Origin of the sequence: Maribacter orientalis (assembly GCF_900109345.1) — a bacterium.
GTDB lineage: Bacteria > Bacteroidota > Bacteroidia > Flavobacteriales > Flavobacteriaceae > Maribacter > Maribacter orientalis.
Window position 1 is genome coordinate 198,375 of record NZ_FNZN01000001.1, and the last position, 25,755, is coordinate 224,129.

Sequence of the window (25,755 nt, forward strand, 5' to 3'; positions counted from 1 at the left end):
TTCTTTAATTTATGCTTCATGAAATTGATTTTACTTTCAATCCTTTTAACACTTTCTCTTTCTTGTAAGGATAAGGCGGAGAATGTTAATCACGACATGCAATCACTACCGAACATTATTTGGTTGGTGGCCGAGGATCAATCACCAGACTGGTTCCCGATGTATGGCGATTCAATACAGTCTCTTCCTAACTTAGAGTCTCTTTCACATGATGGCATTGTTTTTACAAACGCTATTGCACCTGTACCAGTCTGTGCTCCGGCACGAAGTGCAATTATCACCGGCATGTATCCCACAACATTGGGCACGCATAATATGCGTACATATAACGCGTATGCTAAAGGGCAAAATGAACCATCTATTGGTATTCCTAGTTATTCTCCATTAGTGCCAGATGACGTGAAAATGTTTACCGAGTATTTGCGAATAATTGGATATTATACGTCTAATGGACCAAAGGAGGATTACAACTTTGAAAAATTGGAAGCTGCATGGAGTGATTCAAGTAAAGAGCATCACTGGCGTAACCGAAAATCGGGACAACCATTTTTTAGTGTATTTAATTTTTCGGTTTGTCATGAATCGCAGGTTTGGGCACGAACAAATGATACCCTATACGTAAATCCGGAAGAAATTAAAGTTCCACCTTATTTTCCAGATACTGATGTAGTAAGACATGATTTGGCTGTCAATTACAGTAATTTAAAACGGTTGGATAGGCAAATCGGAAAAATTTTAAATCAATTGAAATCCGATGGGCTTTATGAAAATAGCTACATCTTTTTTTATGGTGATCACGGCGGACCCTTTCCAAGGTATAAAAGAGCATTGTATGATACGGGATTAAAAGTGCCAATGGTAATTAAGTTTCCCGCAAATAAAGGTGCAGGTACGGTCGATGACCGCATGTTTAGTTTTATTGATTTAGCGCCCACAGTACTTTCATTAGCAGGCATAGAACCTACTAAAGTTATGCAAGGTGTTGCACAATTTGGTACGTTTGAGTCCAAGAGCAAACCAAAAGTAACCTTCCATTCTTCAGATAGGTTTGATGCGGTATATGACCGATTAAGAGCAGTGCGTTCTTCTCGATTTAAGTATATTAAAAATTTTAATACGAATTTAAGTAGAGCATTACCCATTGCTTACAGAGAACAAATGGGCATAATGAAAGAATTGAGAAGGTTGGATAGTACAAATCAATTAACCGAAATTACATCTACCTGGATGCAACCTGATAAACCAAATGAGGAATTTTATGATTTAGAAAAAGACCCTAAAGAACTACATAATCTTTCAAAGGTTCCAGAATATAAAGATTCAATTGATCACTATCGCAATATTTTGAATCAATGGATTCTTGAAACTAAAGATCTTGGAGAAATAGAAGAGAAAGTACTATTACACAATTGGTTGGTAGATGATAAACAACCGAAATTAAATGGATTACAGTTACAGGAAAAAGATAAAACTATTAAGCTTATGCATTCAATAGTTGATGCAACCATAGTTTGGAGAAAATTAAAAGATTCTGTTTGGAATATTTATTTAGAACCTTTGAACAAAGACATATCATTTGAGGCCAAGGCAGAACGTATTGGGTATCAAGATAGCGAAGTTTTAATTTGGCAATAACTTCAGATTAATCTAACCTCTTAAACTGTAAAAGCCTAAAATCACCTACTTGACTACCAGGTATTTCCAAGGCTTTTAGCGTAAGCGAGCCGTTACCCTTAGAAAGAACTAAAACACCTAGGTCAAGTATGTTGAATTCCTTTACGTAGGATTCCATTCTTGGTACCCTATCATTTTCTTTTCCAGTTAAGGGAGGGTCGAACGGAACTGTAACTTTCTTGGCGATTTTGCTATTTTCATAACTTAATTCAATAATTGACCCCAAATCTATTTCAGGACATGTATAATATAATTCTACCTGAAAATGACCATCGGTAAGCACTTCAACATTCCAAGTAATAGAATCGGTAACTGATTTCCAGTTCGTAAAGAATGAGTCATTTGGCCACTTGTTACTTCTATTTATATTTCCATGAGCTTTACCATCCCTAGCTGGTAGTTGCGTATATAATGCTTTTGGATAACCCAATGTAAAAGCACGATTATCATTTTCTTTGGTTATTTGAATCGTCTCTTTTTCCCAGTTATTCTTTGCTATAATTAGCGAATCTGTGATTTGCTGATATTTATCTGAAATATCATTTTTTTGACTACGATCAATAGTAATATCGTAAAGTCTATTTTCTTCATCTAATCTAAATTGCTGACTTCGAACGCTTGTTTTACCATTCCAGTGATTGTAAATCAATCGTTTTTTTAAATTCATAGATTCACCTAAAAGTAATGGACTTAAATCTTTTCCATCAATTGGTTTTTTTGTCGTTATCGGTAGAGATAATAATCCAAATAGAGTTGGCAAAATATCTATTCCGCTTGCAATATTTCTGATGTTCAATCCTTTTTCAATATGGTTTACCCATTGTATATAGAAAGGTGTACGAACACCCCCTTCATCAACAGAACCTTTCTTGCCGCGCATTCCTCCATTCCATCGATAGGCATTAGGCCCGTTGTCAGAAAGATAAATTATTATGGTTTCCTCTTCCAAGCCCAAACTTTTAATTTTATCTGTAACCCTACCAACATTGTCATCTATGTTTTCAACCATTGCCAAAGCTGCTCGAGTAAATCTTAAATCTTCTTCTAAATTATCTTCGGATAGCAAGTTTAGCGGTTTGCTTTTCATTTTATCCCAGTACTTATCTGGTACTTGCATGGGACTATGCGGCGTATTATAAGGTAGGTACAGAAAAAATGATTTTTTTACATTTTCCTCAATAAATTCAACTCCTATGTCCGTAAGGTCATCAACCAAAAAACCATTACCTTTTACTAGTTCACCATTATCTTCTAACATTGGGCTAAAATAATTGCCCCAGTGCCCAGATGCGAATCCATAAAAATGTTCAAAGCCCCTAGAGTTTGGATGATAAGGTGGCTGCATACCATTATGCCATTTGCCAAATGCAGCGGTGCTATATCCTGCATTTTTAAGAAGATCTGCTATCGTAGTTTCATTCAAATTAATACGTTCGCCACCAGACGATGTCTCATAAACTCCCATTCTGGTAAAATACCTTCCAGTTAAAATTTCAGCTCTTGTTGGTGAGCATACCGGTTGAACATAGAAGTTTTCAAACGAAGCACCTTTGGCTTTTAAAGAATCTATATGAGGTGTATTTAAATTTGTATTACCACTACTACTTAAATCACCCCAACCTTGATCATCGGCGAGAATTAAAATTATATTTGGCTTTTTTACTGATGCTACAGCATTATCTTTTTTTCCTTTTTCAGAGCAGGAAAGTAGTAGAAGCATTAAGATAAAATTGGTTGAAATTTTTAATAATTTCATATCGCACCTCACTTATTTATATTTTTAAAATTAGTGTTATTCCTTGACCGCTAATCCAACCATTGAATCTGCTGTACCATAATACAGGAACCATTTATCCTTAAAATACACCAACCCTTCAATGAAGGTAGTACCGGCCTTATACTGACCGCTTACTTCATGAGGTAGACTTGGGCAAATAAAAGGAGTGTCTAGCCTTTCTATCATTTTGGTTGGATCATTTTTATCGAACAAAACTTGACCACCACAGTAGGTGCCTTCAGGAAATTTATCTGTTGCACCTTCACCACTTAAGTTTTTCCCATTGTATAATAAAAGAATACCAGCATCTGTAAATAGTGCAGGAGGCCCAGGCTCGGTAAGGTGACTATCAAAATCATTCAATGTTGGTTTAAAACTATGCAGTAATTCTCCAGTTTCGGTCAACGTCGGTTCCCAGTCGACACCATTGCTAGAAGTAGCAAGATTTACAAAAAGCTCACCCCAATACATTAAATACTTGCCGTTTATCTTTTTCGCAATTAATCGTCCATTCACCAATTCAGTAACGATGGAACCCGATTTGCTCCATTCATTTAAAAACTTGCCGTTATTGGTATTTTCAAAAACAGGACCTTGCTTTGTCCAATTTTTTAGATCTGTAGAGGTTGCGCTAGAAAGACGGGCGATATCTTTGTTCCAACTTGTATATAACATGATGTAGGTGCCGTCTGGAGTTTCCACTATACGCGGATCTTCGATTCCGCCTGGTTGATCCCATTGTGAAAATTTATCATTATCGGGGAACAGCACAGGCTTTGGGTATTTTGTGAAGTCAATCCCATTTGTACTATAAGCCAATCCTATACGCGAAGTTCTTCCGCCTAAAATAGCAGCAGGATTATCCTCAGCCCGAAATAATAGAAATACGGTATCATTTTTTACAATTGCCCCAGGATTAAAAACATCGGCTTTTTGCCATTGAACTTCTTTATTTGAAATAGGGTCCAGAAACGTATAAGTGGAATCTGACTGCATTATCGGATTTTTTTTGGTTTTCTCAAAACCTAATAACCATGGAGATTCAGTTGGTTCGACAGACTCAGTTGATGAGCTCTTTTCGCCTTTACATGAAATGAATAAAATTGCTAAGGTCAAGAATAACGATATTCGGTAGTTCATTGTTTTTGGTTAAATTGCTAGAATGATAGTTTTAGGTAAGGTAGTAATTATTCTACTATAACTTAATTTGAATTTTGGATGATATTGAATTACAGAATGTTAGAAAAAATAAGACAGCTTACTACTTTAATGACAGATTTTAAAAAATGCTTTTATTTGAAAATGGTAGTATTCTTTATTTTAATATTACATAGTTCTTGTAAAGAAAACAACAAAAAAGTTGAGGCTAAGCATCCCTTACGTGATTCTATTATTCAAATAGATTCTTTAGCCAAAGAGGATAATATTGAAATTGAATCTATAAAAGAGGTAATACCATTAGCTTCCCTTATCGATACCACATTCATACGGCTTGCAGATTATAGTGATGATTTCGCTTATGATTTAAGGTATGCAACAGATAATAATTTTCTAAAGGAGAAGGTTTATGATTGCGCTGAATGTTATACAAGGGTGAAAACTGCAAAAGCATTAATGACTGCCAATGAGGAATTTAAAAAGGCTGGGGTTAAAATTAAGTTTTATGATTGTTATCGTCCGAATTCTGTACAGTATAAAATGTGGAAGTTAGTGCCTAACCCTCAATATGTGGCTAACCCCGTAAAGGGTTCCATCCATAATAAGGGTGGGGCAGTAGATATTACTTTAGTTACTTTAGATGGAGAAGAGTTAGATATGGGAACCGATTTTGATTATTTTGGGAAGCGTGCTTATCATGATAATTTAGATTTGCCACAAGAGATTTTAGATAATCGGAAGCTGCTGAAAGAGACCATGGAGAAACATGGTTTTTGGTCTACTAGAACAGAGTGGTGGCATTATAACTTACAAGGGTCTTCAAACGACCCAATAGCGAATTTTAAATGGTCGTGTGATTAAAAAAGTTAAGAAATATGAAATACAAAATACTTCTAGTTGCATTGATTTTCATGAGTCAATTAAATGGACAAGACACAATATTGCCGCTATGGCCAAAGAATGAAATTCCAAATAGAATATCATCTAATGAATCTGAGGTCAATAAACGGGGAGATATTTTAGTAATAAGCAACGTTCAAGTACCTACCATTGAAGTTTTTTTGCCTGCGAAGCAGAATGCTACCGGAGAGGCAATGCTTATTTTTCCAGGAGGCGGTTATGGCATTCTTGCTTATGATTGGGAAGGAACGGATATCGCAAAGTTTTTAAATGGAAAGGGAATTGCAGGGATAGTAGTAAAATATAGATTACCATCTGAAGTTTCTCAAACAAATAAACATAACGTACCATTAATAGATGCGCAAAGAGCTTTAAGAATGGTAAGATATCATTCAAAAGATTTCAATATAACTTCTGAAAAAATAGGCATTATCGGGTTTTCTGCAGGCGGACACCTAGCATCTACTTTAGGTACTCATTTTGAAGATCTGGTTTATGACCCACTTGATGCTGCTGACAAAGAAAGTGCAAGACCAGATTTCATGGTACTTGGTTATCCTGTAATAAGCATGGGCCCTTTGACCCACGAAGGTTCAAAGCGAAATTTATTAGGAAATACTCCGACGCAAGAATTACAAGACCATTTTTCAAATGAGAAACAGGTAAAAGTAAACACACCACCCACATTTTTGTTTCATGCCACTGATGATACTGCGGTACCAGTTGAAAACAGCTTGCTTTTTTATAATGCCTTAAAGAATAAAGGAGTATCAGTTACAATGCATATATATCCGAAAGGAGGTCATGGTTTTTCTCTAGCGCTTAACGACCAGTATTTGAAAGGTTGGACAGGGCTTATGTATGATTGGATCGAAAGCCTAGATTAGTTTTTGCTTTTAGAGAAAAAGATAGAAGCTATTCTAGTTTACTTTTATATTTTTGCAATCCGATTTCGGGATGTAGCGCAGTCCGGTAGCGCACTCGGCTGGGGGTCGAGTGGTCGCAGGTTCAAATCCTGTCATCCCGACGAACCACTTTTCAAGGGGTGTCAAAGCACTGTCAACCAGTTGGTTAGCAGTGCTTTTCGTTTTTTCTGTAATTATATGATATCATCTAATATCATATAAAAGGTGTAGAGTTCGGTTAATGGATTGGTACGTTTGTTGTTCATAATTTTGGTAGTGTATAAGACTATTTAGTGTCGTCTTTGCAAACAAGTTTGTTTAATTTAAAAGACACGTATCATGCAGAACAACAGTACATTAACAGTACTCATTTTTACGAGGGACATTACTTACAATCCTGAAAAACTTACGATTTATGCCCGAATAACCGTCGATGGAAAACGGGCCGAAATCAGTTTAAAACGGTACACATCGGTGAATGTTTGGGACGTTTCAAAAGGTAAGGTCATAGTTGATTCTTAATCATCCAATTTTTGTATAATGGTATTGAGAATATAGAAAACCTTTAAATTAGTTCATATGTAGTATTATAAAACAAAGCCATAAGTTGAAGAAACTATTATCTAAAATTTCCTATCTTGAATTTCTTTCCTAGTTAAACGATAACCCTTGAAAACAAAAATCGAAACCTTACATCTTGAGAATCTGAAAAAAAAGATTTTGTCGTATACTCAGGTAGATGATGAGATGGTAGAAGAGCAGATGCAATTTTATCAAAGAATAGATTTGAAAAAAGGCGATACTTTGGTAACCCCAGGGCAATTGGTCGATTACTTTTATTATGTGGCAACAGGGTGTATTTACTATTATAAGTTGGACGAAGGCGAGCAAAAAGTATTGGAATTTTATACGGATGATATTTTTTTCACAGATTTACCCGCCTATGTAAAGGGCACTCCATCCAATTACTACTTAAAAGCTTCAGAGGCCACGGTAGTTTATGCCATAAAAAAATTGGATGCAGAGAACTCCTTTAGTAGGTCCCACCAATTGGAGCGTTTTGGACGATTATCGATGCAAGAAGCATTTATAAAAATTTTCACGAGAGTCGAGCGTCTTAATAGTCGCACCAACGAGGAACGTTATTTACGTTTAATAAAAAAACGACCAGACCTATTTCAACGTGTACCCCAATATTTGATTGCTTCATATTTAGGACTAACTCCAGTGGGGCTTTCAAAACTTCGGAAACGATTGGGAAAGGGATAGTTTTTTAACGGTTGTTATCAGCATATGAATTGCTTTTACAAATGGCCGATAATCTTTAAAAAAATACTAAGCTAAATGGTTTATGACAAAAAAAATATATAACCAAAGCAAATTATAAATTATAAAACGTAGTGATGCCTTTTGCTCTAGTAAAATTCTTAAAGACTTTTCGTTGCACTAATATTTAAATCTTAACCCTGCTTTCTTATTAACGAAAATGTGATACTTATGTGGGCTAGATAATAGGTTGGTAAAATCAAAAAATCCAACCTATTATATCCCAAAAATTCTGTTAGTGAAATTATTGTATCGGAAAAAAGAATTAAAAAAATTCCAAAGACATAAGTCCATTTTACTATATAATCACCTTTAATTCCAACAGATGCGCCTAAGGAAAAACAAGAAATAAGTAAATAAATTAATGTTGCAAGCATAAGTATATTATCGTTAATGCTTGGGAATAACACTAGGAAATAAAACAATAAAAACAATGCTAGTAATATGCTTGTAAACCTCCACTTTATTTGTCCGTTAAGTGTGGCAAACAATAAATAGCCTAAATGTGCAAGGAAAAATAAAGCAATACCCTTACTAAACATTGTACTATCGCCATTCATATTAGACATAAACCAATCACCTGCAATTGAAAACAAAAAAGCACCGATGATGAGCCATGTATCTTTGGAAGGTTTTTCTTTTTTGAAATTGAGAATTAGAACGATTAAAATCCCTATACCAGCTGTTCCTGATTTAAAAATAAAGTTTGAAGTTAGTAACGCAAATATGGCCGATATAACTGATAAAAATAAAACACCATAGATCCAATTGTTTTTTATCCACATACTTTTCATTTATTTTTAGTATTTATAAGTCATGCCTAAGTGATACTTATTTTTTTATTCTTTCCTTCTTGCAACCGAACACTCAATTTTTCGGATTAAAAAAGAGCAGAATTTTTATTTTTCACTAGTCTATTTGCTGTTTTAATGCCAACGTTTAGCTATGATTAGTTGCGGTGTGAAATCCGACAGGATTTCGTACCGAGAACTAAACATACTGAATATGCGTGGATTTTCCGAAGGGAAAATCCGCCCACAATTAATTATAGGTGTTGTTATATAGCATTTTTTATCCATTTAATTGCGAAATTTACCTCCTCTCCATCACTGCATGTCACATCAGGTATTAGTCCAGTAATTTGTTCTTTTTTGTCTCTGTCACACATATACGATGTGCTAAAGCCAAACTCGGCACCAGAAACAAATTGGTAGGTCATTAAATCAGTAGTAAATCCGGTCGTTTTTTGACCAAAAATCCGTGTATTTTTTTGAGACTTAAGAGTCAGGGCTAAGAATTCTGCCAAACTAGCTGTTTTTTTGTTTACAAGTATGGCAATTTTAGCCTTAGAATTGCTGAGAGTGCTTTTTTGACTAATTGAATTAATAATTGCGCTCCCAAAGTGATAACTATTCTTTGAAATTTTATGTGGTTTATATTCAAGCTTGTTTGTTTTTGAGTATCCGATTATTGAATCAGAGTAAAGAGGTGAGATACCTAAGGCGAAAGTTCCTACTTTCCCACCTTGATTATTTCTAACATCAAGAATCCAGCCATCTAAATCAGAAGTTTGATCAATTTCAAGAAGCGCTTTTCTAATATTTGAAGAGTAAATTTTGCTTAAACTGTCATTTGCTGCAAATCCATTAATTTTTATATATCCAATGGTTTTATCAATTATTTTGTAATGAACCTTTGGGATTTCTTTATTCTTAGTTGATAAAAACCTTATAGAATCATTAGGATGTAGAAAAAATGCATGTTGATCAGGTAATTGAGATAGTACATATTCTATGGCTATATATTTATCATTAAGTGAGTTAAATGCTTTAATTGAGTCTTTAACATTTAGATAAATAGAGGTCCAGTTAACATGCTCATTATAAATGCTTTCTTCTTTGATTAAAGTATAAATATCATCAAACTGCTTTTCAATAATTTGATTATTCTCCTTTTTACATGAAAGGATTGACATAAAGAGAAATATAGTTAGGTAAGTAAATTTCATTTTTTGATTAGGAATGCTATATAACAATTTGCTAAACGTAATAGTACGTTTAGCGCTTTTAAACTAGTACTAAACTAAGGGATTTTAATAAACGATTTATATTCAGCTACGATTTACCATAATCTTACGAGATCTACAATCATTTTATTAAACCAGTTTAACGAGTTTCCTTTTAATAAATCCTAACTTCAATGGCACTAATTTTTTAAAAACAGATGTTATGGCCAATACCTATATAGAGATGGAAACCCTTAAATTTTTATTGTTTAACGTACACGATCTTAAAACTGTACTAGAGCAAGAACAATTTGAGGAATATGATGAAGAGTCTATTGCTATGATGCTCGATTCGGTAAAGGATTTTTCGGATAAGGAACTCTATCCTTATTATAGGGAGATGGACGAAAACCCAGCACACTTTAAGGATGGGGAAATTATTGTTCATCCACAAGTAAAAAAGTATATGAAAGCTGGGGGTGAAATGGGTTTTTTATCCGGTCCATTCTCCTATGAAGCTGGGGGTATGCAAATGCCTTCGATGGTGGTACATGCCTCTGCCTTTATTCAGGAAACGGCAAATAACCACCTCCCTGGTTACATTGGTCTTACCGTAGGTGCTGCCGAATTAATCGTGCATTTTGGAAATCAATTTCTTAAGGATACCTACGTGCCCAAAATGATGGCCGGAGAATGGAGTGGTACCATGTGCCTCACAGAACCACAGGCAGGTAGCTCGCTCTCGGATATTGTGACTACTGCTGTACCTAATGGAGATTCTTATAAAATAAACGGACAAAAAATATTCATCTCCGGAGGGGATTATAAAGGAGCTGAAAATATCGTTCATTTGGTTTTGGCACGTATTAAAGGAGCACCTGCCGGAACCAAAGGAATATCACTTTTTGTTGTGCCTAAAAACCGATTCGATGCAGACGGTAATTTAGAATATAATGATGTTACTACGGTTGGTGATTTTCAAAAAATGGGTCAAAGAGGGTATTGCACCACGCACCTGTTTTTTGGAGATAAGGAAGACTGCACCGGTTGGTTGGTTGGTGAACCTAACCAAGGTTTGAAATATATGTTTTTGATGATGAACGGCGCTAGAATCGCGGTTGGTCGGGGTGCTGCTGCAATTGCTACGGGAGCTTATCATGCGTCGGTTAGCTATGCTAAAGAAAGACCTCAAGGTCGTGAGCTGCAACGTACGGGAAAAAAAGATGCCTCTCAAGAACAAACTCTTATCATCAATCACCCCGATGTACGTAGAATGCTACTTTTGCAAAAGGTAATTACAGAAGGATCTTTAAGCTTGGTCTTTTTGACCTCTCGATACCAAGACCTATCGCAATCGCTTCCAGATGCAGAAAGTAGGGCGAAATATAAATTATTATTAGAAATATTGACTCCGGTAGTAAAGACCTACCCTTCTGAAATGGGTATTACTTCTGTAAATAATGGGGTGCAAGTACTAGGGGGTTACGGTTTTTGTTCCGATTATATTTTACAACAGTATTTGCGAGATATCCGAATCTCGGCCATTTATGAAGGAACTACTGGCATACAGTCTCAAGATCTTTTGGGAAGAAAAATCACCATGGAAAATGGAAAAGCACTGAAATTGCTCTCTGAGGAAATTATGAATTCTATCAAAGAAAGTATGGCGCACGAATCGTTGAAACCTTTGGCAGAAAAATTAGGTAGTAAATTGGAACTTACCCAAAAAGTACTTCAATCACTTATGGGTTATGCAATGAAGGGCGATTATCAGCGATTCTTGGCGGATGCCACACCTTTTATGGAATTTTTCAGTACAATCATCATGGCATGGCAATGGTTGGATATAGGCCGTGAAGCACAAAAAGCATTGGTCTCTGCTGATACTAGTTTTAGTACTGAATTTTATGAAAACAAAATTCACGCCATGCAGTTTTATTTTAAATACGAACTTCCTAAAACAACAGGACTTTCTGAAATATTGATGGATAAACAGGCATTGACACTGAACACAGAAAAGCATTTATTCGCTTGATTAAAAAGACAAAAGAGTAAAAGAAATACTTTTAAAAACGAACAACCGACAACGAAATATGAGTAGTATAAAATCAAAATTTAATTTAACAGGAAAAGTGGCTATCGTCACGGGATCAAGCAAAGGTATAGGACTTTCCATCGCTAAAGGGTTGGCTGAAAATGGAGCCAAAGTGATTATTAGTAGTAGAAAACAAGAGGCTGTTGATGCCGTATCGAAGGAGTTTAATGAAGCCGGGTTGGAAGCCATAGGAATCGAATGTCATATTGGGGATACCACCCAAAGGGAACAACTGATAGCCAAAACGATGGAGACCTATGGCAGAATAGATATTTTGGTTAACAACGCTGCCATAAATCCGTTTTACGGACCATTAGAATCTGCAGGGGAAGAAGTGTTCGATAAAATCATGAACGTAAACGTTAAGGCACCTTGGTTACTTTCTAATTTAGCACAACCGCATATGAAAGCTAATGGTGGTGGTAGTATTATCAATATTGCATCGGTAGAAGGTATACATCCCGGATTTCGATTGGGACTCTATAGTATGACGAAAGCTGCTGTGATTATGCTCTCTAAGAACCAGGCAAAGGAGTGGGGCAGATACGGCATCCGTTCCAATGCGGTCTGCCCCGGATTGATAAAAACAAAATTCAGTGAAAGTCTGTGGTCGGATGAAAAATTGGCTGCACAATATACTAGTGTCGTTCCTTTGAAAAGAGTGGCTGAACCTGATGAAATGGCCGGAATAGTCATGTTATTAGCATCTGATGCAGGTTCCTATATGACAGGTGGTGTGTATACAGCAGATGGAGGTTATTTAATATCAGGTTAATAAAAAAGAACTATGAATTTTGACTACAGTGATAAATCTATAGCACTTCAAGAAAAATTGAAGGATTTTTTGGAAACTTATGTTCACCCTATTGAAAAGGAGGTGGAGTTATTTCATCAAAATCCGGAAAATAGTTGGAAGCGTTGGCCTGGTATGGAAGCATTAAAGCAAAAGGCTAAGAACGCAGGACTTTGGAATGTTTTTCTTCCATCTGCGTATGGAGAACTTAGTCCAGGCCTTTCGAATTTGGAATATGCCCCATTGGCAGAAATTATGGGGCGAATAATCTGGTCGTCAGAAATTTTTAACTGTAGCCCTCCTGATACGGGAAACATGGAGGTGCTTGCCAAATATGGGAATCCAGATCAACAAGATAAATGGTTAAAGCCTTTATTGAATGGTGAAATTCGTTCGGCTTTTTTAATGACGGAACCCGACGTAGCTTCATCAGATGCCACCAACATTGAAACCTCTATTATTTCTGACGGAAATGACTATGTCATAAATGGTCGAAAATGGTGGTCCTCTGGTGCTATGGATCCCAATTGTAAAATTGCTATCGTGATGGGTAAGACCAATTTTGATGCGCCGAGACATGTTCAACAGAGCATGGTATTAGTGCCTATGGATACCCCAGGCCTAAAGATTGAAAGAGCACTGAGTGTTTTTGGCTATACGGATTCTCCGGAGGGTCACGCTGAAATCATTTTAGATAATGTTCGGGTACCCAAATCTAATTTACTATTGGGTGAGGGTAGAGGTTTTGAAATTGCACAGGGCCGTTTAGGTCCGGGCCGTATTCATCATTGTATGCGATTGATTGGTATGGCGCAACGTTCTTTGGAAATTATGTCGAAACGTACTGTACAAAGAAAACCTTTTGGTAGAACCTTAGACACTTTTAGTAGTATACGACAAGATATCGCCCTTTCTGCCTGTGAGATAGAACAGACCCGTTTGTTGGTATTGTCCGCAGCTGATAAAATGGATAAAGTAGGAAATAAAGAAGCTAAGGATTTAATTGCCATGATAAAAATTGTCACACCTCAAATGGCTTTAAGGGTTATTGACCGAGCTATTCAGATTTTAGGTGGAAAAGGGGTTGGGAGTGACACACCATTGGCACATTTCTATGCTGCGGCACGGACATTACGTTTGGCCGATGGCCCAGATGAAGTTCATATGAGTCAATTGGGGAAAAGTACAATAAACAAGTATGTAAAAAAATAGAATGTCTAACGAAAAAAACTTAAAACCGATACGGGAAGGGGAAGAAATCAATGAGGTCAAACTCAAGGATTTTTTGTTAGAAAAAGGGTTAATAACCCGGGTGGATACCGAATTAAAAGTAAAACAATTCACTAATGGGTATTCCAACCTAACGTACCTACTTCAAATTGAGGACAAGGAATATGTCTTGCGAAGACCACCCTTTGCGGCGCCAAAACGCGGGCACGATATGGGACGTGAATTTAAGGTGTTACAGCATTTAAACCCTGTGTATAGTAAGAGCCCTAAAGTCTACGTCTTTAATGAGGGTCCTAAAATTATCGGAGCTCCATTTTATATTATGGAGAAGGTCGACGGAGAGATTCTATCGGCTAAGTCTGCCTTTAGTATGCAAGTTTCTCCCGAGCAATTTAAAACCATTTCAGATACATGGGTGAATGCTTTTGTAGAATTTCATAATATTGATTACAAGGCAGCAGGACTTTCAGAACTGGGAAGACCTGAAGGGTACGTAGAACGTCAAGTGCATAATTGGGGTAAGCAGTATCTGGCCGCGGTAACCGATGAAGTGCCAGCAGCACAAAAGGTAATGACGTGGATGAGTGAAAACCAACCCAAAAAATATGATTATACTCTTATCCACAACGATTTTAAATATGACAATGTGGTTTTTACAGATGATAGTTGGAAGAAGATTTCAGCTGTTTTAGACTGGGAAATGTGTACGCTCGGTGACCCTTTAATGGATTTGGGCACTTCATTAGGCTATTGGACAACGGCAGGTGACCCAGAGTTTATGAAACAAGGACTTCCTTCTCCAACGGTAATGAAAGGTAATCCCACACGGACGGAAATTGTACAGCAATATGCTTTGAAAAGTGGCCGAAATATAGATAATCTGACCTTCTATTTTGCTTACGGACTTTTTAAGATTGCGGTTATTGCCCAACAGATTTATTACCGATATAACCATGGCCATACAAGTGACCCTAAGTTTGCGAATTTGAATAAGGCTTCTGCTTTATGTTGCAATACCGCATGGCAGGCCATTCAAAAAAATCAAATAGATAATTTGTACTAACTATGGGTGAGCAACATTATGTAAACATGAATACAGAGCAGGTATCAGACTTTGCAAATAACCAATCCAAGGATTCTGTGGTCATGCTAAATATGGTGAAATATAAAGCTGTTGTGCCTGAAACGGGAATGACGGGAAAGGAATCCTACAAGGAATATATGCGACAAGCGACTCCTTTTTTTTTAAAGGCAAATGCAGAAATAGTGTTTTACGGTTCGCCCAAGCATATGTTAATTGGTCCTGAAGAGGATATTTTATGGGATGATGTACTTATCGTAAAGTATAATTCTGTAACTGATTTCATGAGCATGATAATGGATAAAGGATATCCATCAAATTTGAGAGCTCAAGCATTATTAGATTCACGATTAATTCATTGTACACCTAATCAAAAAAAATAAATCAACCAAAAACAAAAAAATGAATTTAAAAGACAAAGTAGTGGTAATTACCGGGGCTGGTAGCGGTATAGGGGCTGCCACTGCAAAGCTTTTTGGCGCACATGAGGCCAATGTCATTGTTTCTGATATCAATCTGGAAAGTGCTGAGAAGGTGGCAAGTGAAATTCGAAATGATGGGGGTAGGGCCTTGGCCTTGGCAACGGATGTCACCCAGTTTGAACAGGTGAAGGAATTATTACAGAAAGTAATAGAAAAATATAGCAGTCTAGATGTTATGGTGAACAATGCCGGAATAGGAGGCAAACACCAAGCAAAGACTGCGGAACACTCTATTGACGACTGGCATAATGTGATTGCGGTCAACCAAACTGGAGTATTCTATTGTATGAAACTTGCCATACAACAGATGCGAAAACAAGGGTATGGTAACATTGTGAATGTTGCTTCTTTGGCGGGATTAAAGGCTTCAGGAAATAACCTTTCTTATTCAGCTAGTAAATTTGCAGTAGTAGGAATGACAAAATCTGCCGCCTTGGAGTATGGAAGAAAAAATATTCGAATCAATGCGGTTTGCCCTGGGTTTACCCATTCGGCATTGTTAGAACAATTACTTGCTGTAAGTCCCGATATGGGTGATAAGTTAAAACGATTTATACCAATGGGCAGGTTCGGGCAGGCAGAGGAAATTGCTGAAGCTATCTGCTGGCTGGCCTCTGAAAATTCAAAATTTATAACTGGACAGACCATAACCTTGGATGGCGGCACCTCATTATAATATCAGACTATGAAAACATTAGTACTTACCAAAAAGGAGAGCTATACGATTGTTCAGATGAACCGTGGGAAGGTAAATGCCATCAATCATGAAATGGTGAACGAGCTGAGTGAGGTTTTCAACATATTGGAAAATGACCCAGAAGTAAAGGGTGTAATCTTAACAGGAAAACCACATTATTTTTCTGCGGGCTTAGATTTAATTGAATTTTATCAATACGACGAAAAGCAAATACAGGAATTTTTTACCGCTTTTGGAGGGCTGTATCTACAATTGGTACAGTTTAAAAAACCTTTTATCTCAGCCATAACAGGGCATTCTCCAGCTGGGGGATGTGTTTTGGCAGTTACTAGCGATAATCGTTTTATGGCGGAAGGTGATACCTATGTCATTGGCCTGAACGAGGTGGCCGTTAATATTCAAATCAGTCAAAACCTGACAGAAATTTATGCTTTCTGGATGGGTGATGGGTTAGCACATCGCTATATTTTGGAAGGGAAATTATTGAATGGAAAGGAAGCGTTGGTTGCTGGTTTGGTAGATGAACTGGTTCCCTTGGATAAAGTTTTGGAACGTTCAGAAAAACAAATGAAGCTCTATTTGAAAGCAAATCAGGAAATCCTGATAAATACCAAGAAAAAATTGAGAAAGCATCTATGGGATAAACTAGATCCAAATGCGGAGAACTCATTGAAAGAAGCAACCATATTGTGGTGGAAACCCGAAATTAGGTCCAAGATGAAGGCTTATGTAGAAAGTTTTACCAATAAAAATAAATAATTGTTAAATAACATAAGATGAACAAACAACTCATATTTGTAAAGAGACCGGTAGGAGCGGCAGATGCTTCCACTTGGTCCTTAGAAACGAACCCTATTCCGGAACTAGAGGAGGGGCAGGTCTTAGTAAAGAATCATTATATCTCTCTTGATCCCGCCATGCGTGGATGGATGAATGAGGGAAAATCGTATATCGCACCGGTAGAAATTGGCGCTGTTATGCGCGCAGGTTCGGTGGGTGAGGTCATAAAAGTAAAAAATCATCCAACATTCAAGGTAGGTGATTTTATTTCAGGTCATGGAGGCGTACAGCAATATGTTGCGACGGATGGAAAGGGATATTATAAAGTAGACCCAAAGTTAGCGCCACTACCTACCTATATCGGCACCTTGGGAATGCCAGGAATGACCGCTTATTTCGGAATTTTGGAAGTAGGCAAAATTAAGGAAGGAGATGTTGTCGTGGTTTCTGGTGCAGCTGGTGCAGTGGGCAGTATTGTTGGACAAATAGCAAAGATAAAGGGATGTACCGTAATTGGCATTGCCGGTGGCGCGGATAAGTGTAAATATGTAGTTGATAATTTAGGATTTGATGCTTGTATCGATTATAAAAATGAAGATGTAAAGGAGCGATTAAAGCAAGAATGTCCAAAGGGATTGGATGTTTATTTTGATAATGTTGGAGGTGAGATTTTGGACGCAGCTTTGGGAAGATTACGAATGCACGCAAGAGTGGTTATTTGCGGTGCAATTTCCCAGTATAATAACAAGCAACATATGAGAGGGCCAGCCAATTATCTTTCTTTATTGGTCAACAGGGCTAGTATGCAAGGGATGGTTGTATTTGATTGGGCCGAAAGATATGGGGAAGCCGGTCAACAAATGGGTAAATGGATGGCAGAAGGGAAGTTGAAAACCCGTGAGGATGTTTATGAGGGAATAGAGAACTTCCCAGAGACTTATAATCGACTTTTCTCTGGTGATAAATTGGGTAAATTAGTGTTAAAGGTTATTGAGGATTGATGCAATTCGAGATTCATCTCATAAAATGAAAATATAGAAAATGAAAGCAATACGATGTAAAACTTACGGTCCTCCATCTAATTTGAAGTTAGAGGAAATAGATTCCTTACATGCAGGTCCAAAGGAAGTAGTCGTACAGGTAAAGGCCTGTGGATTAAATTTTCCGGATACGCTAATCATTCAAGGCTTGTATCAATTTAAACCAGAGCTACCATTTACTCCGGGAAGCGATATTGCGGGCGTCGTCAAAGAAATTGGTAAAGAGGTGAAACACTTGAAAATTGGAGATGAAGTTTTTGGTTTTGTAACGCATGGAGGCTTAGCGGAAGAAGTTATCGTACCAGGAAATGCATGTTTTCCAAAACCAACACAAATGGTCTTTCCGGTGGCAGCATCTTTTATGATGGCCTATGGTACGTCTTATTATGCATTAAAAGATAGGGCAAAATTAATGGAAGGGGAGACTTTATTGGTTATGGGAGCCTCGGGAGGGGTTGGCTTGGCTGCTGTTGAACTAGGAAAATTAATGGGAGCCAATGTAATTGCGGCAGCGTCCACTCAAGAAAAATTAGAACTATGTAAAGCTTATGGTGCCGATGAACTTATTAATTACACTAACCAAGATTTGAAATCCACCCTAAAAAAAATAACGGATGGTAAAGGGGTAGATGTGATATATGATCCAGTAGGGGGTGATTTTTCTGAACAAGCGCTTAGGGCTATCGCATGGAACGGACGATTTTTGGTTGTAGGGTTTGCGGCCGGTACGATACCTAAGATTCCGTTAAATCTGCCCTTGCTAAAAGGAGCATCCATTGTTGGTGTTTTTTGGGGCGGTTTCGCGATGAAATACCCTAAGGAAAATATGGACAACACCATGACTTTAATGAAATGGCATGCGGAAGGCAAGCTTAAACCTCATATTCATAAAATAGTCCCCTTAGAAGATGCTAAAGAGGCTTTAGAAGAAATGATGAACCGAAAGGTGAAAGGGAAAATGGTTGTGGAAATCTGATAAAATAACGATAACAATTATTGAAACATAACGATATGAGATTAAAGGATAAAATAGCGATTGTAACAGGAGGTTCACAGGGAATTGGAAAGGCAATTTCTGAGCTGTTCGCAAAGGAGGGTGCTACGGTGATTATTATGGATTTATTGCCCAAAGGTCAAGAAGTAGCCAACAGTATAGGTGCATCAGGTGGCAAGGCAGAATTCCATACCGTTTCGGTAACCGACAAACCGTCCGTAGAAAAACTTTTTGAACAGGTAAATTCAAAATATGGCAAAATTGATATCCTAATTAATAATGCTGGCATAACTCGGGATCGCACCTTAGAGAAAATGACTGAAGATGAATTTGACGCTGTGATTGAAGTGAATCTGAAGGGGGTATTTATTTGTACGCAAGCAGTTGCACCTTACATGAAGGCAAATAAATATGGAAGAATAGTTAGTGCCGCATCCAATGTAGGGTTACGAGGTAATTTTGGACAGACTAATTATGCGGCTACCAAAGCAGGTGTCATTGCGATGTCCAAGACCTGGACAATGGAACTTGGTAAATATGGTATAACAGCAAATGCCATAGCTCCTGGCTTTACTATGACCGATATGGTCGACAAAATTCCGCAAGAACATTTTGAAGCGATTAAGGCAAGCATACCTTTAAATACGGTTGCACAGCCCATCGATATAGCATACGGGTATTTATACTTAGCCTCAGATGAGGCACGTTTTGTTTCTGGAATTTGCTTGACCATTGATGGTGGAACTTCAAGATAAACGATAGAAAAATGACTAAACTAGTTTTAGATGATTTAAAGGAATTTAAAACCTACGAAGGAATAGCACTTCCGTCAGGTGAATGGATTACCATTACTCAAGAAATGATAAATGATTTTGCAAAGGCTACCTTAGATTTTCAATGGATACATGTAGATGTAGAAAAGGCGACCCAATATTCTCCGTTTAAAAAGCCAGTTGCACACGGCTTTATGTCGGTTTCCCTACTATCTAAAATGCTTGGAGACCTTATACAGATTAAATCGGTTAAAATGGGGGTTAACTATGGCTTGAATAAAGTTCGTTTTCCAAATGCGGTTTTGGTGGATAGTAAGTTACGATTGAATGGTATAGTTGCTGCTATTGAGGAGTATCAAGAAAACGGTGTCAAAGTCACATGGCACTGTTCGGTAGAAATTGAGGGTGCCGACAAACCGGCCTGCGTGGCTGAATTTATGAGTATCATGTTTGAATAATACTTAATTAATACCTTAACCGCCTTTGTGAATTAGCGAGTTTTATTTTGTATTTTCAAGGTTATCATAATAAACCATACCAATGACCAGACTCTTCGATTTAATCGACTACCAATTAAAAAATAATCCGTTAGAAGCTTCCATCAGCGGAAGGAATAAAGATGGGAAATGGGAATCGTACAGTACTCAGAAATTAAAGGATACTGCAGAAAAAGCAGCAGCAGGATTGTTGAAATTAGGGCTTGTACCCGGCGATAAGGTCGCAATTGTTGCCTATGAAAATAGGCCAGAATGGATTGTTATGGATTATGCCGTGCAAATGGCTGGTATGATTAGTATTCCCTTATATCCTACCATCAGCGTATCGGAATATGAATACATTTTAAATGAGGCCGAAGTGAAGGCAGCCTTCTGTGGGGCATTGGATTTATATGATAAGCTATCTGAAACTCAAAAAGCCGTAGCAACCTTAAAACATATTTACACTTTTGATGGATTGAATGGTAATCCTTTTTGGGAAACTATTTTTGATTCTAAAGGTATTTCAAGCGTAAAAAGCATTCAATCCAATATAAAAGGAGATGATTTAGTAACGATTATCTATACCTCTGGAACTACGGGAAAACCGAAAGGAGTGATGCTGAGCCATGCCAATATTATGCATGTTGTTACAGCCACCTCAGAATTAATAGATGCTAAACCCCAAGAAAACGTATTAAGTTTTCTTCCACTATGCCATATCTATGAAAGAGCCGTTTCTTTTTGTTATTGCTTTAAGGGAGTTTCGGTATTTTTTTGCGGGACAAACAACCTAAGTGGACCGAATGGGGATTTGGCAGCGGTTCGTCCAGTTGCTTTTACAACAGTTCCACGATTATTGGAAAAAATTTATGAAGCCATTTATAATAAAGGTTTGGCATTGGAAGGTGTTAAAAGAAAACTATTTTTTTGGGCTTTGGAACTAACCGATGATTACGAGATAGACCAGCAGCTTTCTATGCTGGCAAGTTTGAAATGGAAAGTGGCCGATACATTGATTTTTAGTAAATGGAGGGCAGCTTTAGGCGGTAATGTAAGGCAGGTCATTACTGGTGCCGCACCCTGTCCCGTTAAAATATTACGGGTTTTTTGTGCAGCGGGCATTCCTATTCGAGAAGCATACGGATTAACGGAGACCTCACCGACCCTAACAGGCAATAGCTTGGTTCCAAATGGAGCCATGATTGGAACCGTTGGGTATGCTATTGATGGTGTTGAGTTATATATTGATAAAACTTCTGGAGAATATAAGGAAGACGAGGGAGAAATTTTGGCCCACGGACCCAACGTAATGTTAGGATACTATAAAAAACCGGAGATAAATGCACAGGTATTCCAAACAATCCATGGTAAAAAATGGTTTTGCACTGGTGATATCGGAAAACTGATTAAAGGACCTAATGGAAGAGAGTTTCTTAAAATTACGGATAGAAAGAAGGAATTATTAAAAACATCTGGAGGAAAGTATGTAGCCCCAGCGCCCATTGAAAACCGTATAAAGGAAGATTTTTTAATTGAACAGATGATGGTTATAGGTGATAAACAAAAGTTTGTTTCGGCTTTGATTATACCTTCAGAAGAAGCATTGAAAAATTGGTGCCTCCATAAAAGAATGGAGTGGACCACTTTAGAGGAAATGATACGAAATGAAAAAGTGATTCGTAAATATCAGAAAGTGATTGATAGTTATAATCCGGAATTTGGTCATATAGAACAGATAAAGAAATTTAGGCTAATAGCTAAACCTTGGCTGCCTATTCATGAAGATGGCTCTTTGGCCGAACTAACGCCAACATTAAAACTTAAAAGAAGGGTAATAAGAGAAAAATACAGTGAGGAAATTACCGCAATTTATAAGGAGTTATAAAAGTTCTACTTAATAAGCATTTGAATTTTTAAGGAGACCAAGTATTAAGATTAGCAATGATTTAACGTAGCAAACGTCTTATTTTGGAGCCTATACTAACTATTTTACTTTTGAGTAAATCTTCCGAATTTTTCATTTCAAGTTGTTTGTATAAGATTTGTTGAATTATGGCATTCCGAGCGAATTAAAATAATCATAAAGGCTTCAAATTTTACGTATGTTAGACCGTAAAATGTTGTATTTATATATAAGCTTTGATAATGGATAAATTTAATTATCTGTTCGTAATTATAGAGTATAAAATTCCGATTGCGATAATACTTCCAAAAGTATAGCCAACCAATTTTCTGGTAATTTTAGAACCTTTAAATACGGTAATTCCTAATTTAACCAGCATATTACTCATGGTTGCTGCTACAATAACAGATGAAGCTAGTTTTAGCTTTTCTCCATCTAAAGCAAATTTGGCCAAACTTATAGTGATGGCATCTGTATCTGCTAACCCGGCTATTATAGCAGAATAATACAAACCACTTTCTCCAAAAAAATTATTACTATAAAAAACAGCCAATAGAATTATAACATAAATAAACCCAAATCCTATAGCGTTAAGAAGGTTCATAGGGTTTCCTAATTTAATCTCTGTGTCGAGCTTATGGGTATCTTCTTTTATTAAAAACAATGCTACTATTAGACATATCAAGGTGAAAATTCCAAAAGGTACTATCAAATAGTTGAGAAGTGAACTATTGAAGATATATGTTAATAGGGCAAGTCTTGGAAACATAATGGCCGAGGCGATGATAATACCTGCAGCGTATTTTCGTGACAGTTCTGGAGATTCAATACTTCTAGAAGCATAACTCCATGCAACGGCAGTACTAGATATCAATCCGCCAAGTATTGCTGTCAGTAAAATCCCTTTTTTTGAACCTACAAATTTGACTAAAAAATAGCCTATGAAATTCAGGAAAGAGACAATAGCAATGATAGATCCAATCTCAAACGGATTTATCAAATCATTTGGTCCGTAGGTGTTATTTGGTAAAAAAGGCAATATTAAAAGAGCTATGATAGAAAACTTTACAAAAGCAAAAAGTTCTTCAGATGTAATGTTACTAATGACTGAATGAAATCGTGTCTTAAGCGATAGTAATGTGACAATTATAACTGCCGTTGCCACTGCATTACGGTAGTATTCCGCAGAAACCATAAGGCCAAGCATAAATGTGGCAATAAGGGCTAAATTGGTCGTGAAACTTCGTTCAAAGCTATTTTCTTCTTTATAAAAGTGATTGAACCCTAGAAAAAGAATAAAAGTACCCAAACTTATAATTGACAACCAAAAAGAAAATAGTTCAGTAAGACTACCTAATGAAAATGCCAAAATAGTAACTATCGGGAATGCACGTATACCAGCAAAGCCATAATCGCCCTTAATATTGTTGTATTCTCGTTCCAATCCTAAAATAAGACCAATACCTAAGCTAATGAACACTCCTAAAATGTATGGGTCTAGTGTTGTTAATATGCTCTCAAATTCATCCATTTTTTCTTACCATTAAAATCAATCGTTTCTAAATATGGAAATGACAATATAAAACCCTAATAGAGCAGACAATACAAAACCTATGGCACCTAATAGGGGTACCCCGTTCACTAAGGGAGGCATTTTGGCCATGACCAAAAGAGATGACCCAATTGATAAAGCTGCAATGATAACTGCAAATACCAAACGGTTAACGGCTTTACTTGTAGCAAGTTGAAATTCTTTAAATCCTTTGTGTTCATGTATTACTTCTAGTTTTCCTTCCTTTATTTTTTTAAGGATGATATTGATATCATCTGGTAGGGTGTCAACTAAATTATTGATGTCTTTAATACGGTTTAGACTCTTTTTGAAAAGGTATTTTAAGCTGAATCGACTGCGTACTATCTTTTCTGTGTAAGGCTTTAAATTATCTGTTATATTAAATTCAGGGTCTAGTTTAAGACCTACGCCCTCTATAATAATAATACCACGAATCAGCATATAGAGATAGTGTGGCATAATTATTCTATTTTCATATAAAATGGTCTTAAACTGTGTCAAGGTAGGACCTAGTTTAATGTTTTGAATTGCCGTATTACTAACTCCCTCGACTAGAACGTATAAATCTTGTTCTAGTTTTAGGTAATCTGGTATATTAGTTTTTATGGCAATCTTTTCAAGTATAGAAATTATTTTCTTGATGTCTTTACTTAAAAAGTAGAGTAGTAGGTCACTTAAGACTTCTTTCTCGTTTGGCATAATAGTGCCCATCATACCAAAATCTAAAAAACAGATTTCCCCTAATTCTGGTAGTACAAAAATATTACCAGGATGAGGATCGGCATGAAAGAAACCATGTTCCAAAATTTGTTCTAAATATAGGTCAACCCCTATTTTTGCTACCGCTCTAGGGTCAATATTAGCAGCTTTGAGTGTCGCGATTTCAGATACTTTAATACCGTCGATAAATTCCATACAAATAATCTTATCATTAGATAAGTCCTCATAAATATCTGGTACGTGTATATGCTTATTGCCTTCAAAGTTTTCAGTGAATTGTACAGTGTTTTTCAATTCTCTCGAAAATTGAAGTTCTTCTTTTATACTGCGTTCAAAAGATTCTATAATCCGTAGCGGTTGCAACGCTTCTGCTTGACTACTATATTTTTCAAGACTGTTGGCAAGTTGTTTCATCACCAGCAGGTCTGACTCTATAATCTCTTCAATATTGGGTCGTTGAATCTTTAGAATAACTTCATCACCATTTATTAGCTGTGCACGGTGTACCTGTGCAAGAGAAGCTGCTGCTAATGGTTCTATGTTGATAGTTGCGAAATACCGAAAGTTTTCTGTGCCGAGTTCTGCTTCAATAGTTTTTAGTACATCGAAGTTTTTTAGCATAGGCACGTGATCCTGCAATTTTTCGAGTTCTGTAATTAATTCAGCGGGAAGCATATCTTCTCTAGTACTGAATATCTGTCCTAATTTTACGTAGGTTGGCCCTAACTCTTCCAACACCATTCGAATACGTTCGTATTTTGAAAAAGATAAGTTTTGTTCTATATCAGGATGGTTTTCTAAATACTTCTTTGGTATTATTTTGCTAAATGCACTATTCGACAAAACATCTTCAAAACCATATTTAACCAGTACGTTTAATAACGTAGCATACCTTTTAATTTCTTTTTGTGTTGGAAGTTTTAAAATGGCCATTTATGATTTGAATGTTTTTGCATTTAGAATGAAACGATGAAAATTGTTTTAAAATTTACTATCAGATTCTTTATGGATAGGTGCATCCCTTCACGATTTCTTACCTTGAAAATAACTTATTACTTCAAAGCTATTTGAAATAATGAACGTGATTTATGATAATAGTCATATTTCATAGTTTGTAACTGAATTTGCGAATTTTAGGTTAATTTGTAATGATGTCTTTTAATTGTTATCACATTTTTTATGAATTGTCACAGCATCTGAAAAGCCGAATGGCATCTTTTAAAAGCATAAGAAAACTAAAGTGATGAATGATATCTTTCTAATTGAAACCCTGATCGCTACCCTAACTTAGTACACGCATCACTTCAATAAAATAAAGCTAAAAGGGGTGGGTGATTATAGATAAGTAGATTCAAAGATTGGCTAGTCTT

General features: G+C 36.6%; 23 protein-coding genes and 1 tRNA gene. 18 read left to right on the forward strand and 6 right to left on the reverse strand.

Translation table 11 applies throughout. The annotated features are described in order from the left end of the window. Positions 1 to 18 precede the first annotated feature (18 nt). Positions 19 to 1,635 (forward strand): sulfatase family protein, encoded by a 1,617-nt coding sequence (locus BMY56_RS00800; RefSeq protein WP_091618791.1) that lies wholly within the window; start codon positions 19 to 21, stop codon positions 1,633 to 1,635. A 7-nt stretch (positions 1,636 to 1,642) separates the two neighbouring features. On the opposite strand, the gene BMY56_RS00805 is transcribed toward BMY56_RS00800, so the two are convergent. Continuing rightward, positions 1,643 to 3,430, reverse strand: a complete 1,788-nt coding sequence (locus BMY56_RS00805; protein ID WP_091618793.1) for an arylsulfatase — start codon at positions 3,428 to 3,430, stop codon at positions 1,643 to 1,645. Between the two features lie 36 nt (positions 3,431 to 3,466). Then, positions 3,467 to 4,591, reverse strand: coding sequence for a glycoside hydrolase family 130 protein (locus BMY56_RS00810; protein WP_091618795.1), 1,125 nt, complete (start codon positions 4,589 to 4,591; stop codon positions 3,467 to 3,469). Positions 4,592 to 4,669: 78 nt separating this feature from the next. On the opposite strand from BMY56_RS00810, the gene BMY56_RS00815 reads away from it, so the two are divergent. The 5 genes from BMY56_RS00815 to BMY56_RS00830 all read left to right on the forward strand — a co-directional run bounded on the left by BMY56_RS00815 (position 4,670) and on the right by BMY56_RS00830 (position 7,683). Continuing rightward, a complete protein-coding gene (locus tag BMY56_RS00815; RefSeq protein ID WP_245737106.1) occupies positions 4,670 to 5,470 on the forward strand; it encodes a M15 family metallopeptidase in 801 nt (266 codons plus the stop codon). Between the two features lie 14 nt (positions 5,471 to 5,484). After that, positions 5,485 to 6,396: an alpha/beta hydrolase gene (locus BMY56_RS00820; protein ID WP_091618797.1), complete on the forward strand. Its 912-nt coding sequence runs from the start codon at positions 5,485 to 5,487 to the stop codon at positions 6,394 to 6,396. Between the two features lie 66 nt (positions 6,397 to 6,462). Further along, a tRNA-Pro gene (locus BMY56_RS00825) sits at positions 6,463 to 6,536 on the forward strand. A 217-nt stretch (positions 6,537 to 6,753) separates the two neighbouring features. Further along, positions 6,754 to 6,936, forward strand: coding sequence for an Arm DNA-binding domain-containing protein (locus BMY56_RS18440; protein WP_245737107.1), 183 nt, complete (start codon positions 6,754 to 6,756; stop codon positions 6,934 to 6,936). A gap of 147 nt (positions 6,937 to 7,083) precedes the next feature. Further along, the gene (locus BMY56_RS00830) at positions 7,084 to 7,683 is read left to right on the forward strand and encodes a Crp/Fnr family transcriptional regulator (RefSeq protein ID WP_091618799.1); all 600 of its coding nucleotides are present in this window, start codon (positions 7,084 to 7,086) and stop codon (positions 7,681 to 7,683) included. 191 nt (positions 7,684 to 7,874) lie between these two features. Here the strand turns inward: BMY56_RS00830 and BMY56_RS00835 are convergent, their stop codons facing one another. Both BMY56_RS00835 and BMY56_RS00840 read right to left on the reverse strand, forming a co-directional pair. Then, on the reverse strand, positions 7,875 to 8,534 hold the full coding sequence (locus BMY56_RS00835) for a lysoplasmalogenase family protein (RefSeq protein WP_091618801.1): 660 nt from the start codon (positions 8,532 to 8,534) through the stop codon (positions 7,875 to 7,877). Between the two features lie 263 nt (positions 8,535 to 8,797). After that, positions 8,798 to 9,748 (reverse strand): S41 family peptidase, encoded by a 951-nt coding sequence (locus BMY56_RS00840; protein ID WP_091618803.1) that lies wholly within the window; start codon positions 9,746 to 9,748, stop codon positions 8,798 to 8,800. A 220-nt stretch (positions 9,749 to 9,968) separates the two neighbouring features. Between BMY56_RS00840 and BMY56_RS00845 the strand changes: the two genes are divergently transcribed. From BMY56_RS00845 to BMY56_RS00900, 12 genes are all read left to right on the forward strand, one after another. After that, a complete protein-coding gene (locus BMY56_RS00845; protein WP_091618805.1) occupies positions 9,969 to 11,780 on the forward strand; it encodes an acyl-CoA dehydrogenase family protein in 1,812 nt (603 codons plus the stop codon). A 58-nt stretch (positions 11,781 to 11,838) separates the two neighbouring features. Further along, a complete protein-coding gene (locus BMY56_RS00850; protein ID WP_091618807.1) occupies positions 11,839 to 12,615 on the forward strand; it encodes a glucose 1-dehydrogenase in 777 nt (258 codons plus the stop codon). 12 nt (positions 12,616 to 12,627) lie between these two features. After that, complete coding sequence (locus BMY56_RS00855) at positions 12,628 to 13,845, forward strand: acyl-CoA dehydrogenase family protein (RefSeq protein WP_091618808.1); 1,218 nt, start codon at positions 12,628 to 12,630, stop codon at positions 13,843 to 13,845. A 1-nt stretch (position 13,846) separates the two neighbouring features. Then, on the forward strand, positions 13,847 to 14,926 hold the full coding sequence (locus BMY56_RS00860; RefSeq protein WP_091618810.1) for a phosphotransferase family protein: 1,080 nt from the start codon (positions 13,847 to 13,849) through the stop codon (positions 14,924 to 14,926). A 2-nt stretch (positions 14,927 to 14,928) separates the two neighbouring features. Further along, positions 14,929 to 15,327, forward strand: a complete 399-nt coding sequence (locus BMY56_RS00865) for a hypothetical protein (RefSeq protein WP_091618812.1) — start codon at positions 14,929 to 14,931, stop codon at positions 15,325 to 15,327. Positions 15,328 to 15,346: 19 nt separating this feature from the next. Next, positions 15,347 to 16,102: an SDR family NAD(P)-dependent oxidoreductase gene (locus tag BMY56_RS00870; RefSeq protein ID WP_091618815.1), complete on the forward strand. Its 756-nt coding sequence runs from the start codon at positions 15,347 to 15,349 to the stop codon at positions 16,100 to 16,102. A gap of 9 nt (positions 16,103 to 16,111) precedes the next feature. Continuing rightward, a complete protein-coding gene (locus BMY56_RS00875; protein WP_091618817.1) occupies positions 16,112 to 16,882 on the forward strand; it encodes an enoyl-CoA hydratase/isomerase family protein in 771 nt (256 codons plus the stop codon). Positions 16,883 to 16,899: 17 nt separating this feature from the next. Next, positions 16,900 to 17,904: an NADP-dependent oxidoreductase gene (locus BMY56_RS00880; RefSeq protein ID WP_091618819.1), complete on the forward strand. Its 1,005-nt coding sequence runs from the start codon at positions 16,900 to 16,902 to the stop codon at positions 17,902 to 17,904. Positions 17,905 to 17,944: 40 nt separating this feature from the next. Further along, positions 17,945 to 18,919, forward strand: a complete 975-nt coding sequence (locus BMY56_RS00885; protein WP_091618821.1) for an NADPH:quinone oxidoreductase family protein — start codon at positions 17,945 to 17,947, stop codon at positions 18,917 to 18,919. 35 nt (positions 18,920 to 18,954) lie between these two features. Next, entirely contained in the window at positions 18,955 to 19,692 is a 738-nt protein-coding gene (locus BMY56_RS00890) for an SDR family NAD(P)-dependent oxidoreductase (protein ID WP_091618823.1), read from the forward strand. 11 nt (positions 19,693 to 19,703) lie between these two features. Next, positions 19,704 to 20,168 carry a MaoC family dehydratase gene (locus BMY56_RS00895; protein WP_091618825.1) on the forward strand — a complete coding sequence of 155 codons (465 nt, stop codon included), beginning with the start codon at positions 19,704 to 19,706 and terminating at the stop codon, positions 20,166 to 20,168. A gap of 82 nt (positions 20,169 to 20,250) precedes the next feature. Further along, positions 20,251 to 22,074 (forward strand): AMP-dependent synthetase/ligase, encoded by a 1,824-nt coding sequence (locus tag BMY56_RS00900; RefSeq protein ID WP_091618827.1) that lies wholly within the window; start codon positions 20,251 to 20,253, stop codon positions 22,072 to 22,074. A 274-nt stretch (positions 22,075 to 22,348) separates the two neighbouring features. Here BMY56_RS00900 and BMY56_RS00905 read toward each other — a convergent pair whose 3' ends face one another. Next, the gene (locus BMY56_RS00905) at positions 22,349 to 23,623 is read right to left on the reverse strand and encodes an MgtC/SapB family protein (RefSeq protein WP_091618829.1); all 1,275 of its coding nucleotides are present in this window, start codon (positions 23,621 to 23,623) and stop codon (positions 22,349 to 22,351) included. Positions 23,624 to 23,641: 18 nt separating this feature from the next. Continuing rightward, positions 23,642 to 25,318 carry an ABC1 kinase family protein gene (locus BMY56_RS00910; RefSeq protein ID WP_091618831.1) on the reverse strand — a complete coding sequence of 559 codons (1,677 nt, stop codon included), beginning with the start codon at positions 25,316 to 25,318 and terminating at the stop codon, positions 23,642 to 23,644. Positions 25,319 to 25,755: the final 437 nt, after the last annotated feature.